This window comes from Niallia sp. XMNu-256 (assembly GCF_036670015.1).
In the GTDB taxonomy this organism is placed as follows: domain Bacteria; phylum Bacillota; class Bacilli; order Bacillales; family Cytobacillaceae; genus Bacillus_BD.
The window spans coordinates 3,547,486-3,564,351 of record NZ_CP137636.1; the positions used below are offsets into that span (position 1 = coordinate 3,547,486).

At 39.0% G+C, this 16,866-nt stretch carries 16 protein-coding genes; 2 read left to right on the forward strand and 14 right to left on the reverse strand.

Features of this window, described 5'->3' with window-relative positions; translation table 11 throughout:
- Nucleotides 1-47: 47 nt before the first annotated feature.
- The 10 genes from R4Z10_RS18045 to R4Z10_RS18090 form a co-directional block, all read right to left on the reverse strand.
- Nucleotides 48-1,241: an ABC transporter permease gene (locus R4Z10_RS18045; RefSeq protein ID WP_338470664.1), complete on the reverse strand. Its 1,194-nt coding sequence runs from the start codon at nucleotides 1,239-1,241 to the stop codon at nucleotides 48-50.
- A complete protein-coding gene (locus tag R4Z10_RS18050; RefSeq protein ID WP_338470665.1) occupies nucleotides 1,238-1,933 on the reverse strand; it encodes an ABC transporter ATP-binding protein in 696 nt (231 codons plus the stop codon). The genes R4Z10_RS18045 and R4Z10_RS18050 overlap by 4 nt, the downstream gene beginning before the upstream one ends.
- The gene (locus R4Z10_RS18055) at nucleotides 1,930-3,033 is read right to left on the reverse strand and encodes an efflux RND transporter periplasmic adaptor subunit (protein ID WP_338470666.1); all 1,104 of its coding nucleotides are present in this window, start codon (nucleotides 3,031-3,033) and stop codon (nucleotides 1,930-1,932) included. Before R4Z10_RS18055 ends, R4Z10_RS18050 begins: the two co-directional genes overlap by 4 nt.
- A 5-nt stretch (nucleotides 3,034-3,038) precedes the next feature.
- Nucleotides 3,039-3,695 (reverse strand): Yip1 family protein, encoded by a 657-nt coding sequence (locus R4Z10_RS18060; protein ID WP_338470667.1) that lies wholly within the window; start codon nucleotides 3,693-3,695, stop codon nucleotides 3,039-3,041.
- Between the two features lie 373 nt (nucleotides 3,696-4,068).
- Nucleotides 4,069-4,776, reverse strand: a complete 708-nt coding sequence (locus R4Z10_RS18065) for a ComF family protein (protein ID WP_338470668.1) — start codon at nucleotides 4,774-4,776, stop codon at nucleotides 4,069-4,071.
- Nucleotides 4,777-4,849: 73 nt separating this feature from the next.
- Nucleotides 4,850-6,355: a DEAD/DEAH box helicase gene (locus tag R4Z10_RS18070; RefSeq protein ID WP_338470669.1), complete on the reverse strand. Its 1,506-nt coding sequence runs from the start codon at nucleotides 6,353-6,355 to the stop codon at nucleotides 4,850-4,852.
- 325 nt (nucleotides 6,356-6,680) lie between these two features.
- Nucleotides 6,681-7,520 (reverse strand): DegV family protein, encoded by an 840-nt coding sequence (locus R4Z10_RS18075; RefSeq protein WP_338470670.1) that lies wholly within the window; start codon nucleotides 7,518-7,520, stop codon nucleotides 6,681-6,683.
- A 306-nt stretch (nucleotides 7,521-7,826) separates the two neighbouring features.
- Complete coding sequence (gene sda / locus R4Z10_RS18080; RefSeq protein ID WP_338470671.1) at nucleotides 7,827-7,976, reverse strand: sporulation histidine kinase inhibitor Sda; 150 nt, start codon at nucleotides 7,974-7,976, stop codon at nucleotides 7,827-7,829.
- Between the two features lie 275 nt (nucleotides 7,977-8,251).
- Complete coding sequence (locus R4Z10_RS18085) at nucleotides 8,252-8,935, reverse strand: response regulator transcription factor (protein WP_338470672.1); 684 nt, start codon at nucleotides 8,933-8,935, stop codon at nucleotides 8,252-8,254.
- Between the two features lie 41 nt (nucleotides 8,936-8,976).
- A complete protein-coding gene (locus tag R4Z10_RS18090) occupies nucleotides 8,977-10,122 on the reverse strand; it encodes a histidine kinase (RefSeq protein ID WP_338470673.1) in 1,146 nt (381 codons plus the stop codon).
- A gap of 469 nt (nucleotides 10,123-10,591) precedes the next feature.
- Here R4Z10_RS18090 and R4Z10_RS18095 point away from each other — a divergent pair, with 469 nt between their 5' ends.
- Both R4Z10_RS18095 and R4Z10_RS18100 read left to right on the forward strand, forming a co-directional pair.
- Entirely contained in the window at nucleotides 10,592-11,224 is a 633-nt protein-coding gene (locus R4Z10_RS18095) for a YigZ family protein (RefSeq protein WP_338470674.1), read from the forward strand.
- A 137-nt stretch (nucleotides 11,225-11,361) separates the two neighbouring features.
- Nucleotides 11,362-12,360 (forward strand): LCP family protein, encoded by a 999-nt coding sequence (locus R4Z10_RS18100; protein ID WP_338470675.1) that lies wholly within the window; start codon nucleotides 11,362-11,364, stop codon nucleotides 12,358-12,360.
- 92 nt (nucleotides 12,361-12,452) lie between these two features.
- On the opposite strand, the gene R4Z10_RS18105 is transcribed toward R4Z10_RS18100, so the two are convergent.
- The 4 genes from R4Z10_RS18105 to R4Z10_RS18120 form a co-directional block, all read right to left on the reverse strand.
- Complete coding sequence (locus R4Z10_RS18105; protein WP_338470676.1) at nucleotides 12,453-13,514, reverse strand: MraY family glycosyltransferase; 1,062 nt, start codon at nucleotides 13,512-13,514, stop codon at nucleotides 12,453-12,455.
- A 120-nt stretch (nucleotides 13,515-13,634) separates the two neighbouring features.
- Nucleotides 13,635-14,759 (reverse strand): glycosyltransferase, encoded by a 1,125-nt coding sequence (locus R4Z10_RS18110; protein WP_338470677.1) that lies wholly within the window; start codon nucleotides 14,757-14,759, stop codon nucleotides 13,635-13,637.
- Between the two features lie 58 nt (nucleotides 14,760-14,817).
- Nucleotides 14,818-15,540 carry a WecB/TagA/CpsF family glycosyltransferase gene (locus R4Z10_RS18115; protein WP_338470678.1) on the reverse strand — a complete coding sequence of 241 codons (723 nt, stop codon included), beginning with the start codon at nucleotides 15,538-15,540 and terminating at the stop codon, nucleotides 14,818-14,820.
- A 140-nt stretch (nucleotides 15,541-15,680) separates the two neighbouring features.
- The gene (locus R4Z10_RS18120) at nucleotides 15,681-16,865 is read right to left on the reverse strand and encodes a glycosyltransferase family 4 protein (RefSeq protein ID WP_338470679.1); all 1,185 of its coding nucleotides are present in this window, start codon (nucleotides 16,863-16,865) and stop codon (nucleotides 15,681-15,683) included.
- Between the last annotated feature and the right edge of the window lies 1 nt (nucleotide 16,866).

A 16,866-nucleotide genomic window follows, 5' to 3' on the forward strand; every position in this document is an offset into this window, starting at 1 on the left:
CTCTTCAATTCTATTCAAGCAAAAACTACTTTTTACCTTATAAATAATTACTCATACCGCAGTGATTCAATCGGGTCTAATCTAGATGCTTTGTTTGCTGGCAGGATGCCAAACACGATTCCAATCACCATCGAGAATAGGACACCTCCTGCGATTACTGGCCAGGATATGAGGGCTGGCCATCCGGCGAACGAGGAGACGATGGTGGCTGCTCCCCAACCTAATAATATCCCCATGCCACCGCCAATTAAGGTGAGGGTGACAGATTCAATTAGAAATTGTACGAGAATTTGTCCCCGGGTGGCTCCAAGTGCCATCCGTACCCCGATTTCACGAGTCCGTTCAGTTACAGAAACAAGCATGATATTCATAACTCCAATGCCACCTACGAGGAGAGAAATTCCAGCGATACTGCTAATAATAATCGTCATAATCTTGGTGATTTGGCCTACACTAGCAGCAATTTCCTCCATGTTAAGAACTTGATAGGCATCTTCTTTATCATGCATGCGGTTTAATAAGTCAGCCGCCTTTTTTCCAGCTGTTTCTAAGTCCTCTGGATTTGCAGCCTGTAAGGTGACTGCACTCAAGTCATTGGAAGCAAAAATGGTACGCCATGTGTTCCATGGTAGGTAGACTTCATTGGCTCCAAACGAGAAAATACCAGTTGTTTCTGCGAGAACTCCGACAATTTCAACAGGCTGGGAGCGAATAAAGATCACTTGACCGATTGGATTTTCGCCGTCAAATAAATCTTCTTGAAAATTTGCACTTACGACTGCAACACGCCGACCGCCGAGAAAATCAGCATCTAATAGATTTCTACCGGTTGTTACCTCTAGTCCATTTACATCCAAGTAGGCTTGGTTAATTCCCGTTATGGACGAGTCTAATTGTTCCTCACGATAGCGAACACTAGCAAATTCCGATGAGGTTGCAACAACTTTTGACACTTCCGGAATGTTATCAATGGCGCGGATATCCTCCTGCGTAAATGGATTATTCATCATGGCATTCGAGTCAGCTAGCATTTCCTCCTCTGAAGGCATATAAAATAACTCAATCGTATTTCCAGAACCGACAATTTGCGATTTCAACATCGCTTCCCCACCTTGTCCAATGGCAACAACGGTGATGACGGAACCGACACCAATGATGATCCCAATCATCGTTAAAATTGAGCGCATCTTATGGGCAAGGAGAGAGGAGAGCGCCATTTTCATGTTTTCAGCTAAACTCATTCATGGCTCCCTCCTTTGACAAGGGAATCATCCTGCATGATCAGGCCGTCACGAACAAATACAGTTCTTCCGGCATATTCAGCCACTTCGCTTTCATGGGTAACGAGAATAATCGTCGTTCCTTCCCGATTCAGCAACGTGAAAAGCTCCATAATTTGTACACTTGTTTTCGAATCAAGTGCTCCGGTCGGTTCGTCTGCTAAAATCAAATCTGGATTGTTGACAATGGCACGGGCAATGGCCACCCGTTGTTTTTGACCGCCTGATAATTCATTCGGCAAATGCCCCATCCGATCGCCAAGCCCGACTTTTACTAGTGCATCAGCGGCGCGTTCTTCTCGCTCTTTCTTTTTAACCCCTGCGTAAATCATTGGCAGCTCTACGTTTTTTAACGCATTCAACCGAGGCAACAGTTGGAATTGTTGAAATACAAACCCAATTGATTGATTTCGAACACGGGCCAATTCATTCTCGTCGTATTCGGAAACCAACACTTCATTCAGGTAATATTTACCGCTTGTCGGACGATCGAGGCAACCGATCATATTCATGATTGTCGACTTTCCTGAACCCGATGGCCCCATAATTGCGGTAAATTCTCCTCTTCCAATGTGGAGATCAATTCCTTTCAGCACATCGACCTGCTCTTTACCGATCGTGTAGCTTTTTCTTAGCCCTTTCAGGGTGATCATTTCACGTTCACTTCCATTCCAGACGTGACATCATCCCCTGGTTCCACCAAGACTTGATCCTCTTTTTTTAATCCACTTATAATTTCAATGTGTTCATCTGACACCAAGCCTACTTTTACTTCTTGTTTTTTCGTTTTTCCGTCGACAACCTTAAACACGTAGTTTTCAGCATCTTCTTGCTTAACGGCAGTAAGTGGAAGAGTCTGGGCCTTCCGTTCATCTGTAACGATCTCCATGACCATTTGGAAACCCGGCTTTAGACTCATATTTTGTGCATTAACGGTCACTTCAATGGGATATTGAACACCTGTCTCTTCCAATCCCATCGCTTCCTCCGGTAGATAAGCAATAAAACTAACCTTGCCAGTCCATGATTCCCCTGGCATCGCATCTGAAGTTAAGACAACATCCTGATCCTGCTGGATTTTTAACGTATCATATTCAGAGAGAGTTCCTTTGACAATTAATTGATCCAATGTTCCAATTTGCATAATTGACTGCGGCTGAGCTGCTGCTGCACCTGCTCCTGTGGACGCATCTTTATGAATGGAGACAACTTTTCCATCCATATCACTTCTGACGGTGAGTTCTGCTATTTGTTCTTCAATGCTTTGTTTTTGTAACCCGAGCTGCTCCATTTCAAGTCTAGCTTGCTTCACTTGCAAATTGACTTGATCTCGTTCGGCTTCTACCATTTCATTTTCTTTTTCTTCTTTTAATTGTTTATTAAGATCACTTAACTGATCTTGCAAACTGTTCAATTGCAGTTGACTTGATTGTCGCTGTAGGTTATTTTGTCTTTTTTCAAGATCAAGTGCATTATTTTCATAGCGAAAAAGAGGGTCACCCGCTTTAACATCGGCTCCTTCTTCCACATAATATTCAACGATTTTCCCTTTTTCAGGTGAAAAATAAATCGTTTGTTGATTTGCGAGCCTTAATGTCCCAGGGGTCATAACTTGTTCAGTAATCGTTTCTTCCTTTAAGGTTGTCACTTTCATTGTCACATTTCCGGCTTGGACATTTTTCCAAATATTAATCCCAAAGAGGAGGGCAATAACTGCCACAACCCCAATGGCGATCCAAATCTTTTTTTTCATAAAAATTAAACACCAACCATTCCACTAACCCCAGCTGCAATCATGGAGAAAATGAGTCCGATGACAAAGAACGCAATGGAAATGGTCCATGCTAATCCTTTTGAAAACTCAGCGACTTTATGAAGACCGATAGCGTTCAAAATGACACCCCAAATTGTAAATACTTCAAGTCCAGTTAAAAAGCCGCCGAGAGCACCTTCCGCTTGAATAATCGATCCTAAGCTTGTATAAATTGTATCGGACGTTCCACCTAAAAGAGCAATTCCGATTCCGTTAATAAGGATGCTGAGTGCGGATAAAATCATAATGTATGTATTCATAGAAAATAATTGCTTAAAACTAACTTCTGAGCGTGCGATTTTTGCAATTAAAAAATAGATGACTGTAGAAATTAAGATTCCAAAAATGGGTGTAATGATCCCCATAACAATCATTAATACCGAGTTAAATGCTTGCATGCCTGCTAAATCTTCTTCTGATACCCCATTGATTTCCGGTATTTTTCCAAAAGAACTTAAATACATGCCGATCACGAAAAGAATCGTGACAATCGCTAATGCTCCCCAAATTCTCGGTCGTTCTTTAATTCGTTCGAATTGCTCCGTCGGACTCCAGAGGATTCCCCAAATTGACGGTTTCTTTGCTTGTACTTCTTCTGACATAATTCCCATCCCTTTCGTTTTATGTTTTTAATAGGTTAGCAGTGGGCTTAGGTAATTTGACTTTATAAGACGTTGTAATTTAGTAATGTATCCTAAATTCCCCTAACCATCACCCCATATTTTTCCAGTTTAGTAGGAAATAATTAACATATTCACTATACCATAAATCGACAGGTTATTTAGAAATTAATCATATTTTTACAATTGATTGGAAGATAAGCCTGGTCCATTTGGAATGGGTACCTTTGTTTTATTTAAATGTTAGATATGAATGTTCTTTGCCTTTTTTCTTGGTAGGGATTATTAGGCACGTTCATCCTTTGATTCTTTCTTTTTACTAACAGCGAACTTTATCATTTGGGGCAGATTAATCTTATCCCCTTGCGATGGTAAGGGATGAAACGGATTTGGCCCCATTTTGGACAAGAACTTTCGCCGCATGTCTAAGGGTCGATCCGGTTGTATAAATGTCGTCTATGAGAAGAATGGTTTTGCCATCAATCTGGGCATCAATTTCAAGTTGAAATACTTGTTGTACATGGATTCGTTCATGCCGGGACTTTTTGGATTGTTTTTCAGCATGTGTTCGTTTGAGGATATTAGCTGGAGTTCGTCCCGCTTCAAGGAGGATGGCTTCCGCTTGGTTGAAGCCTCGTTCATGTAGCCGCTCCTGACTTAATGGGATCGGGACGAGCAAATCGGCTTTTTGTTGAGTTGTAATCTTTAGGACCTTTTCTGAAAAAATCTTAGCTAGAATATAGTCACCTCTATATTTGTAACATGCAATTACCTCTTGGAGAAACCCATTATACATGTAAAAGGATTCATTTTTTTCGAGACACCCTTTCCACTCTGGGTCCTCTTCCCAGCGAATACAGTCAGAACAGTGATCGTCCTTAATGAATCGAGGTTCTAGGTGTTCAAAGGAGCGCCCACAGATGAGACATGTTTTTCCCTCGATTTCCTGTAGCTTATCCTTGCATGCTTCACATAGTGTTTCTTGCTTTTCCTTAGCAACCAGTGCTTGCCAACCGATTTTGGGAATGATTTTGGTGTGGCAGATGAGGCAGTAGTCGAGCATGGGATCCGTCCTTTTTAGTATATTTCTATTTTCCATGAACTTCTTGATAATTCCTCTTTACTAAACCTTCCCCTTAATCATCAATCAACCCCTTCTCCCTGGCCTCTTGATTCATAGAGATAATTTGCCTTCGGGATTTGACCATGGCATTTGTTTTTCCGTGGTGGAAAAATGTGATGTTACCTGTCGGGTAATGAGGACTTCGGCCAACACGACCGGCAATTTGGACAAGGGCACTTTCAGTAAATATGTGATCTTCTGCTCCAAATACAGCTACGTCTAGATTTGGAAAGGTAACTCCGCGTTCAAGAATCGTCGTTGTTAAGAGGAGAGGAATTTCTTTGTCACGCATCCTTTGGACTTTTTCCTTTCGTTGAGGATCTTCTGCATGAACAGCTTCTATTTTTGGATGAATACTTGTGAGAATGGGGAGTAATTGTTCCATAAGCTCTATTCGTGGAAAAAATAGCAGGGCTTGTTTTTGTGATTGAATTCGTTCTGTTATCCAATCTAGAACGTTAGGAGGCAACCTTCCTTTCTTTAGCCTTTTTCTCCAATCTCCACACCACCTAAATACGGGAATAGGTAGAGAGTAACGGTGAAAACGGGCTGGAATGGTGACAAACTTTCTTTTTCCACGAAGACATTCTTTTTGCCATTGTTCGTTTGGAGTGGCGGTTAAATAGATAATGGCAGAAGCTGATTTGCGGGCTTGTTCCACTGCATACTGCAGCGAAGGATCGACAGAGTAGGGAAAGGCATCCACTTCATCTAAAATAACCACATCAAACGCCTTGTAAAAGCGGAGCAGCTGGTGGGTTGTAGCAATCGTTAAGGGAGCAGAGAGGTGACGGTCCTCACTTCCACCATATAAAGTCGCGACGGTGGTAGTGGGAAAAACTGTTTTCAGCCGCGGTGAAAGCTCGAGAACGACATCTGTTCGTGGTGTCGCCAAGCAAACTCGCTTACCAGCTTGTAATGCCTGGTTAATTCCATTAAATAATACCTCTGTTTTACCCGCTCCACATACCGCCCAAACGAGCAAGGGATCGAGTTGGTTGACCGCTTCGACCACTTGCTGGGATGCAATGGATTGTCCTTCGGATAAAGTTCCCGTCCAATGAAGAGGTGCTTCAGCGATTTCGGTTTGAAGCGGGACAGGGCCAGACCAATTGATTAGCGGGGTGCATGTGCTTGTCCGCCCCATCATAATGCAATTGCGGCAGTACGTACAGATTTCATCGCAGCGAGCACATGGGAATTGAGCAAATAGATGTGATGCTTTATTGCCACATCGAACACAGGTCGGTTGGTTGTTTTCAATCATGATGCTTTTACGATATTGAAGATAACCATTTTCATAGTGGGACTGGATGGTGTCGATTGGAAAAGGAAGATCGCTAGGGAGTAATTGCTTTCCGATTAACATGGATTGAAGTTCTTTATTATAGATAAAATTGGGGTTTAGTGGTGGTTGCGGGATTTGGCTGAGTTGAGAGATTGGCTTTGAGTTTGTATTTGCTGTTGTTCGTAATAGGGCTTCTGGAATCAATCGTTCGTTTTGAATAGAGAATCGCATGGGAACCACCTCAGTTTCATTTGTTGATGTTTATTATAGTGGGGATTGTGTGGGATTGTAATCATTTGTACTTCTGAAACTACCATTTAATTGATTCTATATTGGACTATAAAGTTATTTTTCTCAAGAGCTCGTTTTTTGATGCTATTTCGGACAATATTACTATTTTTGGCAAACGCACCTCTTTTTTGTGCTATTCCTGCTTAATACTACCATTCTGATAGCCCTTCCTAGCTTTTGGTTGTATCCCAAGAAAATGGCGTCATTTATGTTGCTAGGTCTATCAAAAAACAGATATAACGAGGCCAACTAGAGCCTCGTCACTTTATTTTTTTACCCATGCTAACCCCATTGAACCTTCGCCGAGATGGGTTCCGGTGACGGCTCCAAAGAAACTGATTTGAAACTCAACATTTGGAAGCAATGCTTCGAGCTCTGTTTTCCAAGCATGAGCTTCATTTGCTCGGTTCGCATGGATGATGACAGCTTCATATGCTTCGCCACTTTTTGCATCTTCTGTAATTAACTCTATCATGCGTTTCATGGCTTTTTTACGGGTACGGATTTTTTCAAAGGGGACGATGACTTTATTTTCAAAATGAAGAAGCGGCTTTACTTGCAGCAATCCCCCGATTAATGCCTGCGCGCTTGATAAACGCCCTCCTCGTTGTAAATGAGATAAGTCATCCACCATAAAATAAGCTCTTAAGGATGTCTTCATTTCTTGAAGGCGAGCAAGAATCTCTTGCGGAGATTTCTCTTGCATAGCCATTTTGGCAGCCTCGATCACGTAAAAACCTTGAGCCATACAGCTAACCTCGGAATCAAATGAAAACACCTCAGTCCCTTCTACCATCTGACCAGCAGTAACTGAACCTTGGTACGTACCACTAACGCCGCTTGATAGATGAATACTTATGACAGCATCGTGATCGTTCGACAACTTTTCATATAATGCAATAAATTCACCAGTTGATGGTTGTGAGGTTTTTGGCAATTCCTTTTGTTTCACTACTTGATAAAATTCTTCTGCCGTAAGCTCTATTTCTTCGCGATACGATTCCCCGCCAAAAATAACACTTAACGGAATGATGTGTATATGTAAATCAGCGGCTACATCTTTGGGAAGATAAGCCGTACTATCGGTAACAATCGCTGTTTTCATATCGGGTACCTTCCTTAATTTTTTTAGATATCCAATGCCCATTTTATCAGGCTTAACAGGCAGTGAGACCTCCACCTTAAGATTCTAAGTATAATAATAATAATAGATGATAGGTGGGGGATCAACTGCTCGTAAAGATCCGGAAGTTGAACACAGACTAAATACGCCTTCGGCAATGTCTGCGTGACCAGCATGCGGTGGCCGCGGGCTTTCCATCAGTAAGGGATAAAAGAAAGCCCCCACTGATGGAAGTGCCACTTTATATGAAAACATATTATATTGCATTCTGTTCCTAAGATAACATTTTTAGAAAATGCTTGGTTCGAGTGTCCTGATTCCTCTATTTTTTATTTCCACTAGAAGAATTTCAGTAAAGTCCCGATCAAGATTTAACTCAACTGCTTTTTCATAAGCCACAATTAAATCATAGTCAGACAAATTTCTTAACCCTTTCAATGCATTCACCTTCTACCATATATTAGGAGATCTAAATATATGTTTACCAGAGTTCGAGGGTATTTGTAAAGTGATATATACAAATTGCCACAATTTTTTCAATAATTCCGCAAAAATCTCTTTTAACGGAATACAATTTTGCACCAAAAAGAGAAATCCTCATGGAAGCCGGAATGGCATGATTAACAAAGAAGTTTCCGCTTACAAAAAAACACGCACCTCCCATGGAGGAGTGCGTGTTTATCAGTGAGGATGAAAGAACTTTCCCACTGACTTTATCTAACTTCAACCCAGCCTTTTTTGATGGCCTCAACAACGGCTTGAGTTCGATCGTTTACATTCATTTTTTGTAAAATATTGCTGACATGGTTTTTGACAGTTTTTTCACTAATAAACAAAGCTTCCCCGATGCCGCGGTTACTCTTACCATCAGCCAAAAGTTGGAGTACTTCACACTCACGACGTGTTAACAGATGAAGTGGACGTCGTACTTCGGTTTGTAAGAATGAGTTGTTAACACCGCTTTGCTCAGATGCTAAACGACGATATTCTTGTACAAGATTACCAGTGACCTTTGGATGCAAGTAACATCCCCCATTAGCTACAACTTTAACCGCTTCAATTAAAGCTTCTGCATCCATTTCTTTTAATAAATATCCAGCTGCACCCGTGCGTAATGCATGGGAGACATAATTCTCATCATCATGGATAGATAAAATAATTACTCGTGTATCTGGAAGGGAATCAATTAATTGTTTCGTTGCCTCAATTCCATTCGTATCTGGCATATTAATGTCCATTAAAACGACGTCTGGCTGATGATCAGTTACTAACTTAACAGCTTCTGTTCCATCATTTCCTTCTGCCACTACCTCAAATGAAGGTTCGAATTCTAAAATTCGTTTAACCCCTTCTCTAAATAATTGATGGTCATCTATAATAACAATCTTTGTCGACATAAAAAGCTCCGCCTCCCTAAAAACTATAAAACGTAAAATGATTATTCATCTATAAGTGGAACTTGGACTACTACCACTGTTCCTTTTCCAATCTGCGAATCAATTGAGAGGTTCCCGTCCAAAATATCGACACGTTCTCCCATCCCAATTAAACCGAAGGAATGAGGTTTTCTCTCCTCCATGTCAAAGCCTTTTCCATTATCGCGAACGACAACAGTGATAAAATCTCGTTGGATTTCCAGCTTAACAGAAACTTCGCTCGCCTCCGCATGCTTCATCACATTTTGGACGGCTTCTTGAATTAAGCGAAAAAGAGCAACTTCATATTTTGCCGGAAGTCTTCTTTCTTCCCCTATAAAAACAAAGTGAATCTGAGTTCGTTTAAAGTACTCCTCGGTTGTTTTTAAGTATTTTTTCAAAGTTGGAATGAGTCCTAAATCATCTAGGGCCATAGGACGCAAATCATAAATAATATGTCGAACCTCATAGAGAGCACCCCGGACCATGTGTTTCATATTGCGAATCTCTTTCATCGCTTCGTCTGGCCCTTGTTGCTGAAAGACCTTTTCGATTAAGTCTGATCGCAGCATGACATTCGCCATCATTTGCGCGGGACCATCGTGAATCTCTCGTGAAATTCGTTTTCTTTCCTCTTCTTGTGCTTCTATTATTTTTAAACCAAAATCCTGTTTCTGTTTTGCATCGGCCAGTACTTCTCCGATTTGTTTCAAGTCACTTGATAAGTAATGAAGAATAACGGTTATTTGAGAAACAAGCCGATCCGCTCGTTCAATCGTTTCTGATAAACCCAATAATCTACGTTCCAACTCATCACGTCGCATTCTGAGTTGCTTTTCACGTTGACGATTCAAATTTAGATCGGTTTGAATTTGATGAGCCACTTCATATACTTGCCGCACTTCTTCTTCGGAAAAATTGTTAAATTGCTGACTGACCTCAGAAAGTCTTCTGCGTGAAAGCTTTGCCTGTTGTTCTAGAATATCTCCTTCATGAATCGTATCGCTAACTTCTTTTTTAATTTCTTTTAGTTCGTGTGATAAAAGAAGAACATCATTCCGGCAACTTTCACCGATTTCGAAAACTTCCTTTTTGCTGTTTCCGACGGCATCCATCATTTTTTCAATAATCTTATCCAGTGCTTTTGTATCAAAATTTTTTATCTTCAATTTTCAATTCCCCCTGATACAAAAACATTCCATCTATATCCCTATTTTACCTTGTTAATAACATAAAGAACATGCTTATGCTTTTCAAAATATTGCAATGTTTGAATCTTCCTACCTACTAGGGAAAAGTAATTCCGCACTTTCCAGCTTTTACTTACTAGTCCGTTTGACTATATCTCGCATGCTCAAGGTACCGGTTATATTTTCTTACACTCTCCATATTATATCATTTTAAAAAAGACAGTCAGGTTAAAGTTTTATTACAATATCATTGAAAATAGACGGTTGAAGCATGTCGAGATATAATAGAGAAAAGGATTTTTTAAAGAATTTTGTTGAAAAATCGGACGAGAATGAACATCCAATTTGGAAAAAGATACCAACTTTATGACAAAGCGGTGACAACACTTAGTTTAACTCACTAATAAAACTTGTTAAAATGTTAGTCAATAAGAAAGGAGTCTATGACTTGTTATCAAAATATTATACCGTAAAAGGAATGGGTGAGCATGAGATTGTGATTGAAAAGTCTCGTTTCATTGCCCATGTTGCTAGAGTTGAAACAGAAGAAGCAGCCCAAGAATTCATCCAAACCATCAAAAAAGCCCACTGGAATGCCACCCACAACTGCTCAGCCTATTTAATCGGCGAAAATGATCACATCCAGAAAGCCAATGACGACGGCGAACCAAGTGGAACCGCTGGCGTACCCATTTTAGAAGTATTAAAAAAGAAACACTTAAAAGACACCGTTGTGGTGGTGACACGTTACTTCGGGGGCATTAAGCTAGGAGCTGGCGGTCTCATCCGTGCTTACGGGAAAGCTACATCCGAAGGGATTAACGCCACAGGCATCGTTGAACGTAAACTGATGAAAATCATGTCGACAAAAATCGATTACACCTGGCTTGGTAAAGTCGAAAATGAACTCCGATCCTCTGTTTATGAGATCAAGGAAATCCACTACTTAGACAATGTGGTGATTGATACGTATGTGGAAGAAGCCCACACTCAGGAGTTTATCGAGTGGATGGTGGAGTTGACGAATGGGCAGGGTGAGATATTAGAGGGAGAGATGGTTTATTTGGAGGCGGACGTTTAATACCATCTTTTGACATAAAATTGACAGAATTCACTAGTTAAATAATCATTGATACATAAATTTTGTCGGATTATAATATATAGAATAGGGAATTTATTATCCCTCGCAAAAGACGCGAAAAAAGAGGAGACAATCAATTGAATACTCGAAGTAAAAATACACTTAGAAAAAGGAAGAAAAGGCGACGCAGAATTGTCTTATTTACCCTCCTTCCATTATTACTTTTAATGCTCGGAGCAGTTGCTTATGGTGGGTATTTGCTGACAAAGGCTTACGATGTTGCCGCTGGATCTAAAGAGGAATTAGCCCGTGGGGAAATATCGGAAAAAAGAATTGCCGCTGTCGATCCGAAAAAAGACAGTATATCCATTTTGATTATGGGTGTAGACGACAGTAATGTTCGTGATTTTGGTCATACAACTAGAACAGATGCTTTAATTCTTGCTACTTTTAATGTAAATTCAAAGAGTGTAAAGTTGGTAAGCATTCCACGTGATTCGTACGTATATATTCCGGATAAAATGAAAAGAGATAAAATCACACATGCACATGTATATGGCGGAACGGAAGGAACCATTGAGACAGTAGAGGAACTTTTTGATTTACCCGTTGATTACTTTGTTAAGTTAAATTTTAACGCTTTTATCGATGTTGTCGATACTCTTGGAGGAATTAAGGTAGATGTCCCAATTACCTTTAGTGAACAAGATAGTAAGGATACAGCAAATGCCATTCACTTAGAAAAAGGGTTGCAAAAGTTAAACGGGGAAGAAGCATTAGCACTGGCTCGGACAAGAAAAATTGACAATGATATTGAAAGAGGAAAAAGACAGCAATTAGTCTTACGTGCAATTATTGATAAGGCTGTTTCGGTTGGATCGATTACAAAGTATGGCGGAGTAATGGAGTCCATGGGCAACAATATGTCAACGAATTTGGAGTTCGGAGAAATTCTTGGACTTTTCGAATATGCAACTTCTGGGTTAAATATTGAATCCATCCAACTAGAAGGACAGGACAATCGAATAAATGGCATCTACTATTATCAATTAGATGAATTAAGTGTTCTCGAAACAGCTCAAGAACTGAGAGAGCACCTTGAACTTACAGCACTCGCTACAAATATGTATAATTGAACAGATTGGCGCATGAATTCATTCATGCGCCACTTACTTTATCTTCTTAACAAAAAAGGTATCCATTTATATAAAAATGGATACCTTTTATTTTATCGATTCCTTACAGCAGGAAATTTACGGCCTTTTACTCTTTTTAAAATAGGTTGATAATCTTTACCAACGAGTCCTAGTACCTCAACACAGATTTCTATTAAAAGAAGGACAACTGCAATTAGAATAAGCGATCCCCATAACTTTGCTTGTGAGAAGATGATTGCTGTAAGACCAAAGAAAGCTGCAACTGCATAAATCAATAGTACAGTTTGTCGATGTGTAAAACCAAACTTTAATAAACAATGATGCAGATGAGATTTGTCAGGGGCCGATAAAGGTTGTTTATGGACCATTCTTCTAATAATAGCAAAGAAGGTATCTGATAATGGAACTCCTAATATTAGGACTGGAATTATAAAGGAAATCATTGTTACGTTTTTAAAGCCTAATAAAGATAGAACGGCTATGATATAACCTAAAAACAATGCACCTGTATCGCCCATAAAGATTTTTGCAGGATAAAAGTTATAAATAAGAAATCCAAGTGTACTAACTAGAACCAATGAGGCAATCGCTATTACATAGGTATTTCCCATGATTACAGCCATCCCTGCAATCGTAATTAGAGCAATAGAGGAAACTCCTGCTGCTAAACCATCTAACCCATCGATTAAATTAATCGCATTCGTCACTCCAACGATCCAGAGGATTGTAAGTGGAGTGGACAAAAATCCAAAGTCTATCTGTCCACCAAATGGTAGATTGATGAACTCAACTTGAATTCCTCCTCCAATTACAACAATCAAGGCAGCAAGCATTTGAGCAGCAAATTTTACTTTCGCAGATAATTCAAGGATGTCATCCACGATCCCAGTAATAATAATGACTACACTCCCCATTAAAATATAGGGATGATACGCTTTGGATGGGTCAAAAATAAATACACCAATTAAAAAACTTATATATATGGCTAATCCGCCTAATCTAGGCATTATTTTTTGATGAACTTTTCTTTGATTTGGTCGGTCTGTAGCTCCTATTTTAAAGGCTAATTTAATCATAAAAGGAGTAATGATTACCGACAACAAGAAACAAAGTATTAAGGTCACATAAAACATAAAGACCCTCCTCATGACTATAATACCCCTTATTACAAAAAGTTAGGGATACATTTCCTTCACTATACATCTTTAAACATTCATATTATTATACCATAGGTGGCAATTTAACTAATAACATTAACTAGTAAGATGGTTTTTTATAATTTGCTTGTAAGTATCAAAAATACTTCTCTGAAAAGTATCTAAAGTAAACAGTCTTGATGCCCGTTCATACAACATTTCGCCTTTCCTTTCTAATCCTCCATTTTCTTTTAATCGAATGGCTTCATCTAAAGAAAGGACCAACGCATTAATATCTTCTACTGGAACAATCCACCCATAATCTTTAGAAGGGATTAAATCTTGAACACCACCAACATCTGTTGTAATGACTGTCTTTTTTTCACGAGCAGCTTCTAATAATACTAGAGGGAAACTCTCACTGTAAGATGTTAATATTTCCAAGTCAGCCAATTTTAAAATACTCGGTACATCATCACGGAAACCAAGAAATAAAACATGATTCTCCAGTTTTAGCGACTTTGTCAATTGCTTTAATTGATCTTCTAAGAAGCCATCTCCAACTAGTAATAGTTTAACATGTGGGTGTTTGGCAATTATTTTGTGTAAAGCCTTAATTGCAATCATATGACCTTTTACTGGGGTTAATCTTGCAACCATGATAATGACAAAATCGTCCGAATCTAGCTTGAGTTCATTTCTCGATAACAGCTCAACTTCCTTATTTGAAAAATCAATGCCATTAAAGATGGTAGTAATCTTATCTTGCTGCACTCCTTCTTTACACAGTAATTCTTTAAAGCGAGAAGAAATGGCAAAATAATGATCAGGTTTTTTTAAAGCCCATACATGTAGCTTTGTAAAAATTTTCCCTGAAATCCCTTGTTTAAGGAAATCATGATAGGGATTGCTGTGCAAAGTCGTCACCCACTTACAGTTGGGTCGTTTTCTCTTAATAACATATCCATATACATTTGCTCTTGCTCCATGAGTATGGATAATATCTATCCCCTCTTTGTCTATAAATGAACAAACTTTGTTAATAACGGAAAAGTCAAACTTACTTTTTTGATTAAATAATTGCACCGGTATCCCTCTTGATACGGCTTCATGGTACATGAGTTCCTCTTCAAATAAGCCAAGAACCACATTTTCATTATTAGCAAGAAGTGCGAGGATGTGAACCATTCCTCCACCTGTCTCATTCCCCGCATTTAAATGAAGAATCTTCATGGTTTTCATCCTTCTCCTCATTAATTAGACCATTTTATTCAAACTTACATCTACTGGTGGGAAATCCCTATTGTTTGGTCTTTAATACTTTCAATAAAAACTTTGGAAGTGCTAGCATTCTTCTCCATCTTGAAGGCTGTTGAAGCAATCGATAAAGCCATTCAAGTTGTATTTTTTGCCAAAATTGAGGTGCCCTTTTAACCGTTCCAGCGAGTACATCGACACTGCCGCCAACACCAATAAAAACACCCTTCTCAAAAGTATTATAATGGCGATAGATCCATTGCTCCTGTCTTGGGAATCCTAATGCAACAAAGACTAGATCTGGTTTTAGACTGCGAATTTCATTCGGAACTTTTTCATCATCCAATGAAAAATAGCCATGGTGACGTCCAATTATATTGACCTTTGGGAACTGCTCCTGGATTCTATTCACAGCCTTAATATTAACTTCTTCTTTTCCTCCTAAAAAATATATACTCCAATTTTCATCATTTGCCTCTTTCAGTAATTCCATCATTAAATCATATCCCGTGATTCTTTCCTGAAGAGGTTGTTTTAATCTTTTGGAGGCAAGTAAAATTCCACTTCCATCGGGAACAACATAATCGGCCTCTTGAATGATTTTCATATATTCTTTATCCTCATTAGCGTACATGACAATTTCCGGATTAGCGGTTACGATAAAGGTTTTACATTCCTTTAAAATCTGCTCTCTTATATTTTTGACCATCCCCATAAAACTTGTATTAATAAATTGTATTCCCAGTACGTTTACCCTGTTCCTCATATTTCAACCATCTTCTTCAATGTTTTGCATAATTCAACCATTTAAATTTCCAGCCTCTATTCGTACTTTATAATAATATTATTAACAGACTATTAAAAAAGAGTGATTGTTCGGTTAATAATCTGTGACACCATGTAAAATTATAAGTTGTGTTGTTTTAAACTTAAAGCTTCTTTATAAATCGTCTCATATTTTTCCGCTGCTGCGATATGAGAATAATGTTCCTCTACTTTTTTACGAGCATTTTTTGATAGAGTTTCTCCTAATGATCCATCATCTAAAATTCTGATGATAGATTGAGATAAGTCTTCCGTATTCTTCTCCTCTACTAAAAGCCCATCTTTTTCATGCTCAAATATTTCTTTTAAACCGCCAACAGCACCTGCAATAACAGGAGCCCCAGATCCCATTGCTTCTAACGCGGAAATAGATGTAGCCTCTTCTACTCCATGGGAATGGATACTCGGAACCAAAACAATATCCGCAATACTGTATAGTTCCTTCATTTTCTCATGAGGAACAGATCCTAACAACCGTACTTTATCTTGTATCCCCAACTTATAGGCTGTTTGCTCAATGTTTGTATATTGCTCCCCAGTTCCAGCGTAAACCAGTAAAGTATTTGGATGCTTTTCCAACACTTTCGGAAGGGCCAATGTAGGATAGATAACTCCATTTTTTTCTGTTAATCTTCTCGGTACAAATAACACTTGTACATCTTTAGGGATCTCAAATTCTGTTTTGATTTGCTCAGCCTTCGACCTGTCAACTTTAAATTCATGAACATTAATAAAGTTCTTTATGGAATATGCTTCTACATCCGCTTGCCTTTTAATATATTCTTTAATTCGCTGATCCACAGCAATGACACTTGTCGCCTGCTGATAGGCCTTTTTTTCTGTCTCTATTATTTCTAGTTCTTCAGGGCTCCCTTGAATCACTGCTCCTCTACTAATGGCTTCGTATGAAAAATAGCCATGGACCGTTGCCACTGTAGGAATTCCTGATTCAATGGAGGCTAGAGCTGCATAGATATCTTGCGAATTAATGAGATCATATTTTCCCTTTACCTTTTCGATATACGATTTCAACATTTTCATTTTTTGCCGATCATTTAATAGCTGTCCCTTCCCCTTTTTAACCTTATTTATTAAATAACCCGGAGCCTGTGTAAATAGTTTTCTAGTAACGGGATTCATATCAGTAAAAGAAAGTACATCTACTTGATGACCTCTTTCCTGCAATCCTTTCATCAAGGTAGTGACATGAGTGGAAAGTCCTCCTTCATGTGGATATTCAAAAATAGTTGTTATAAGAATATTCATA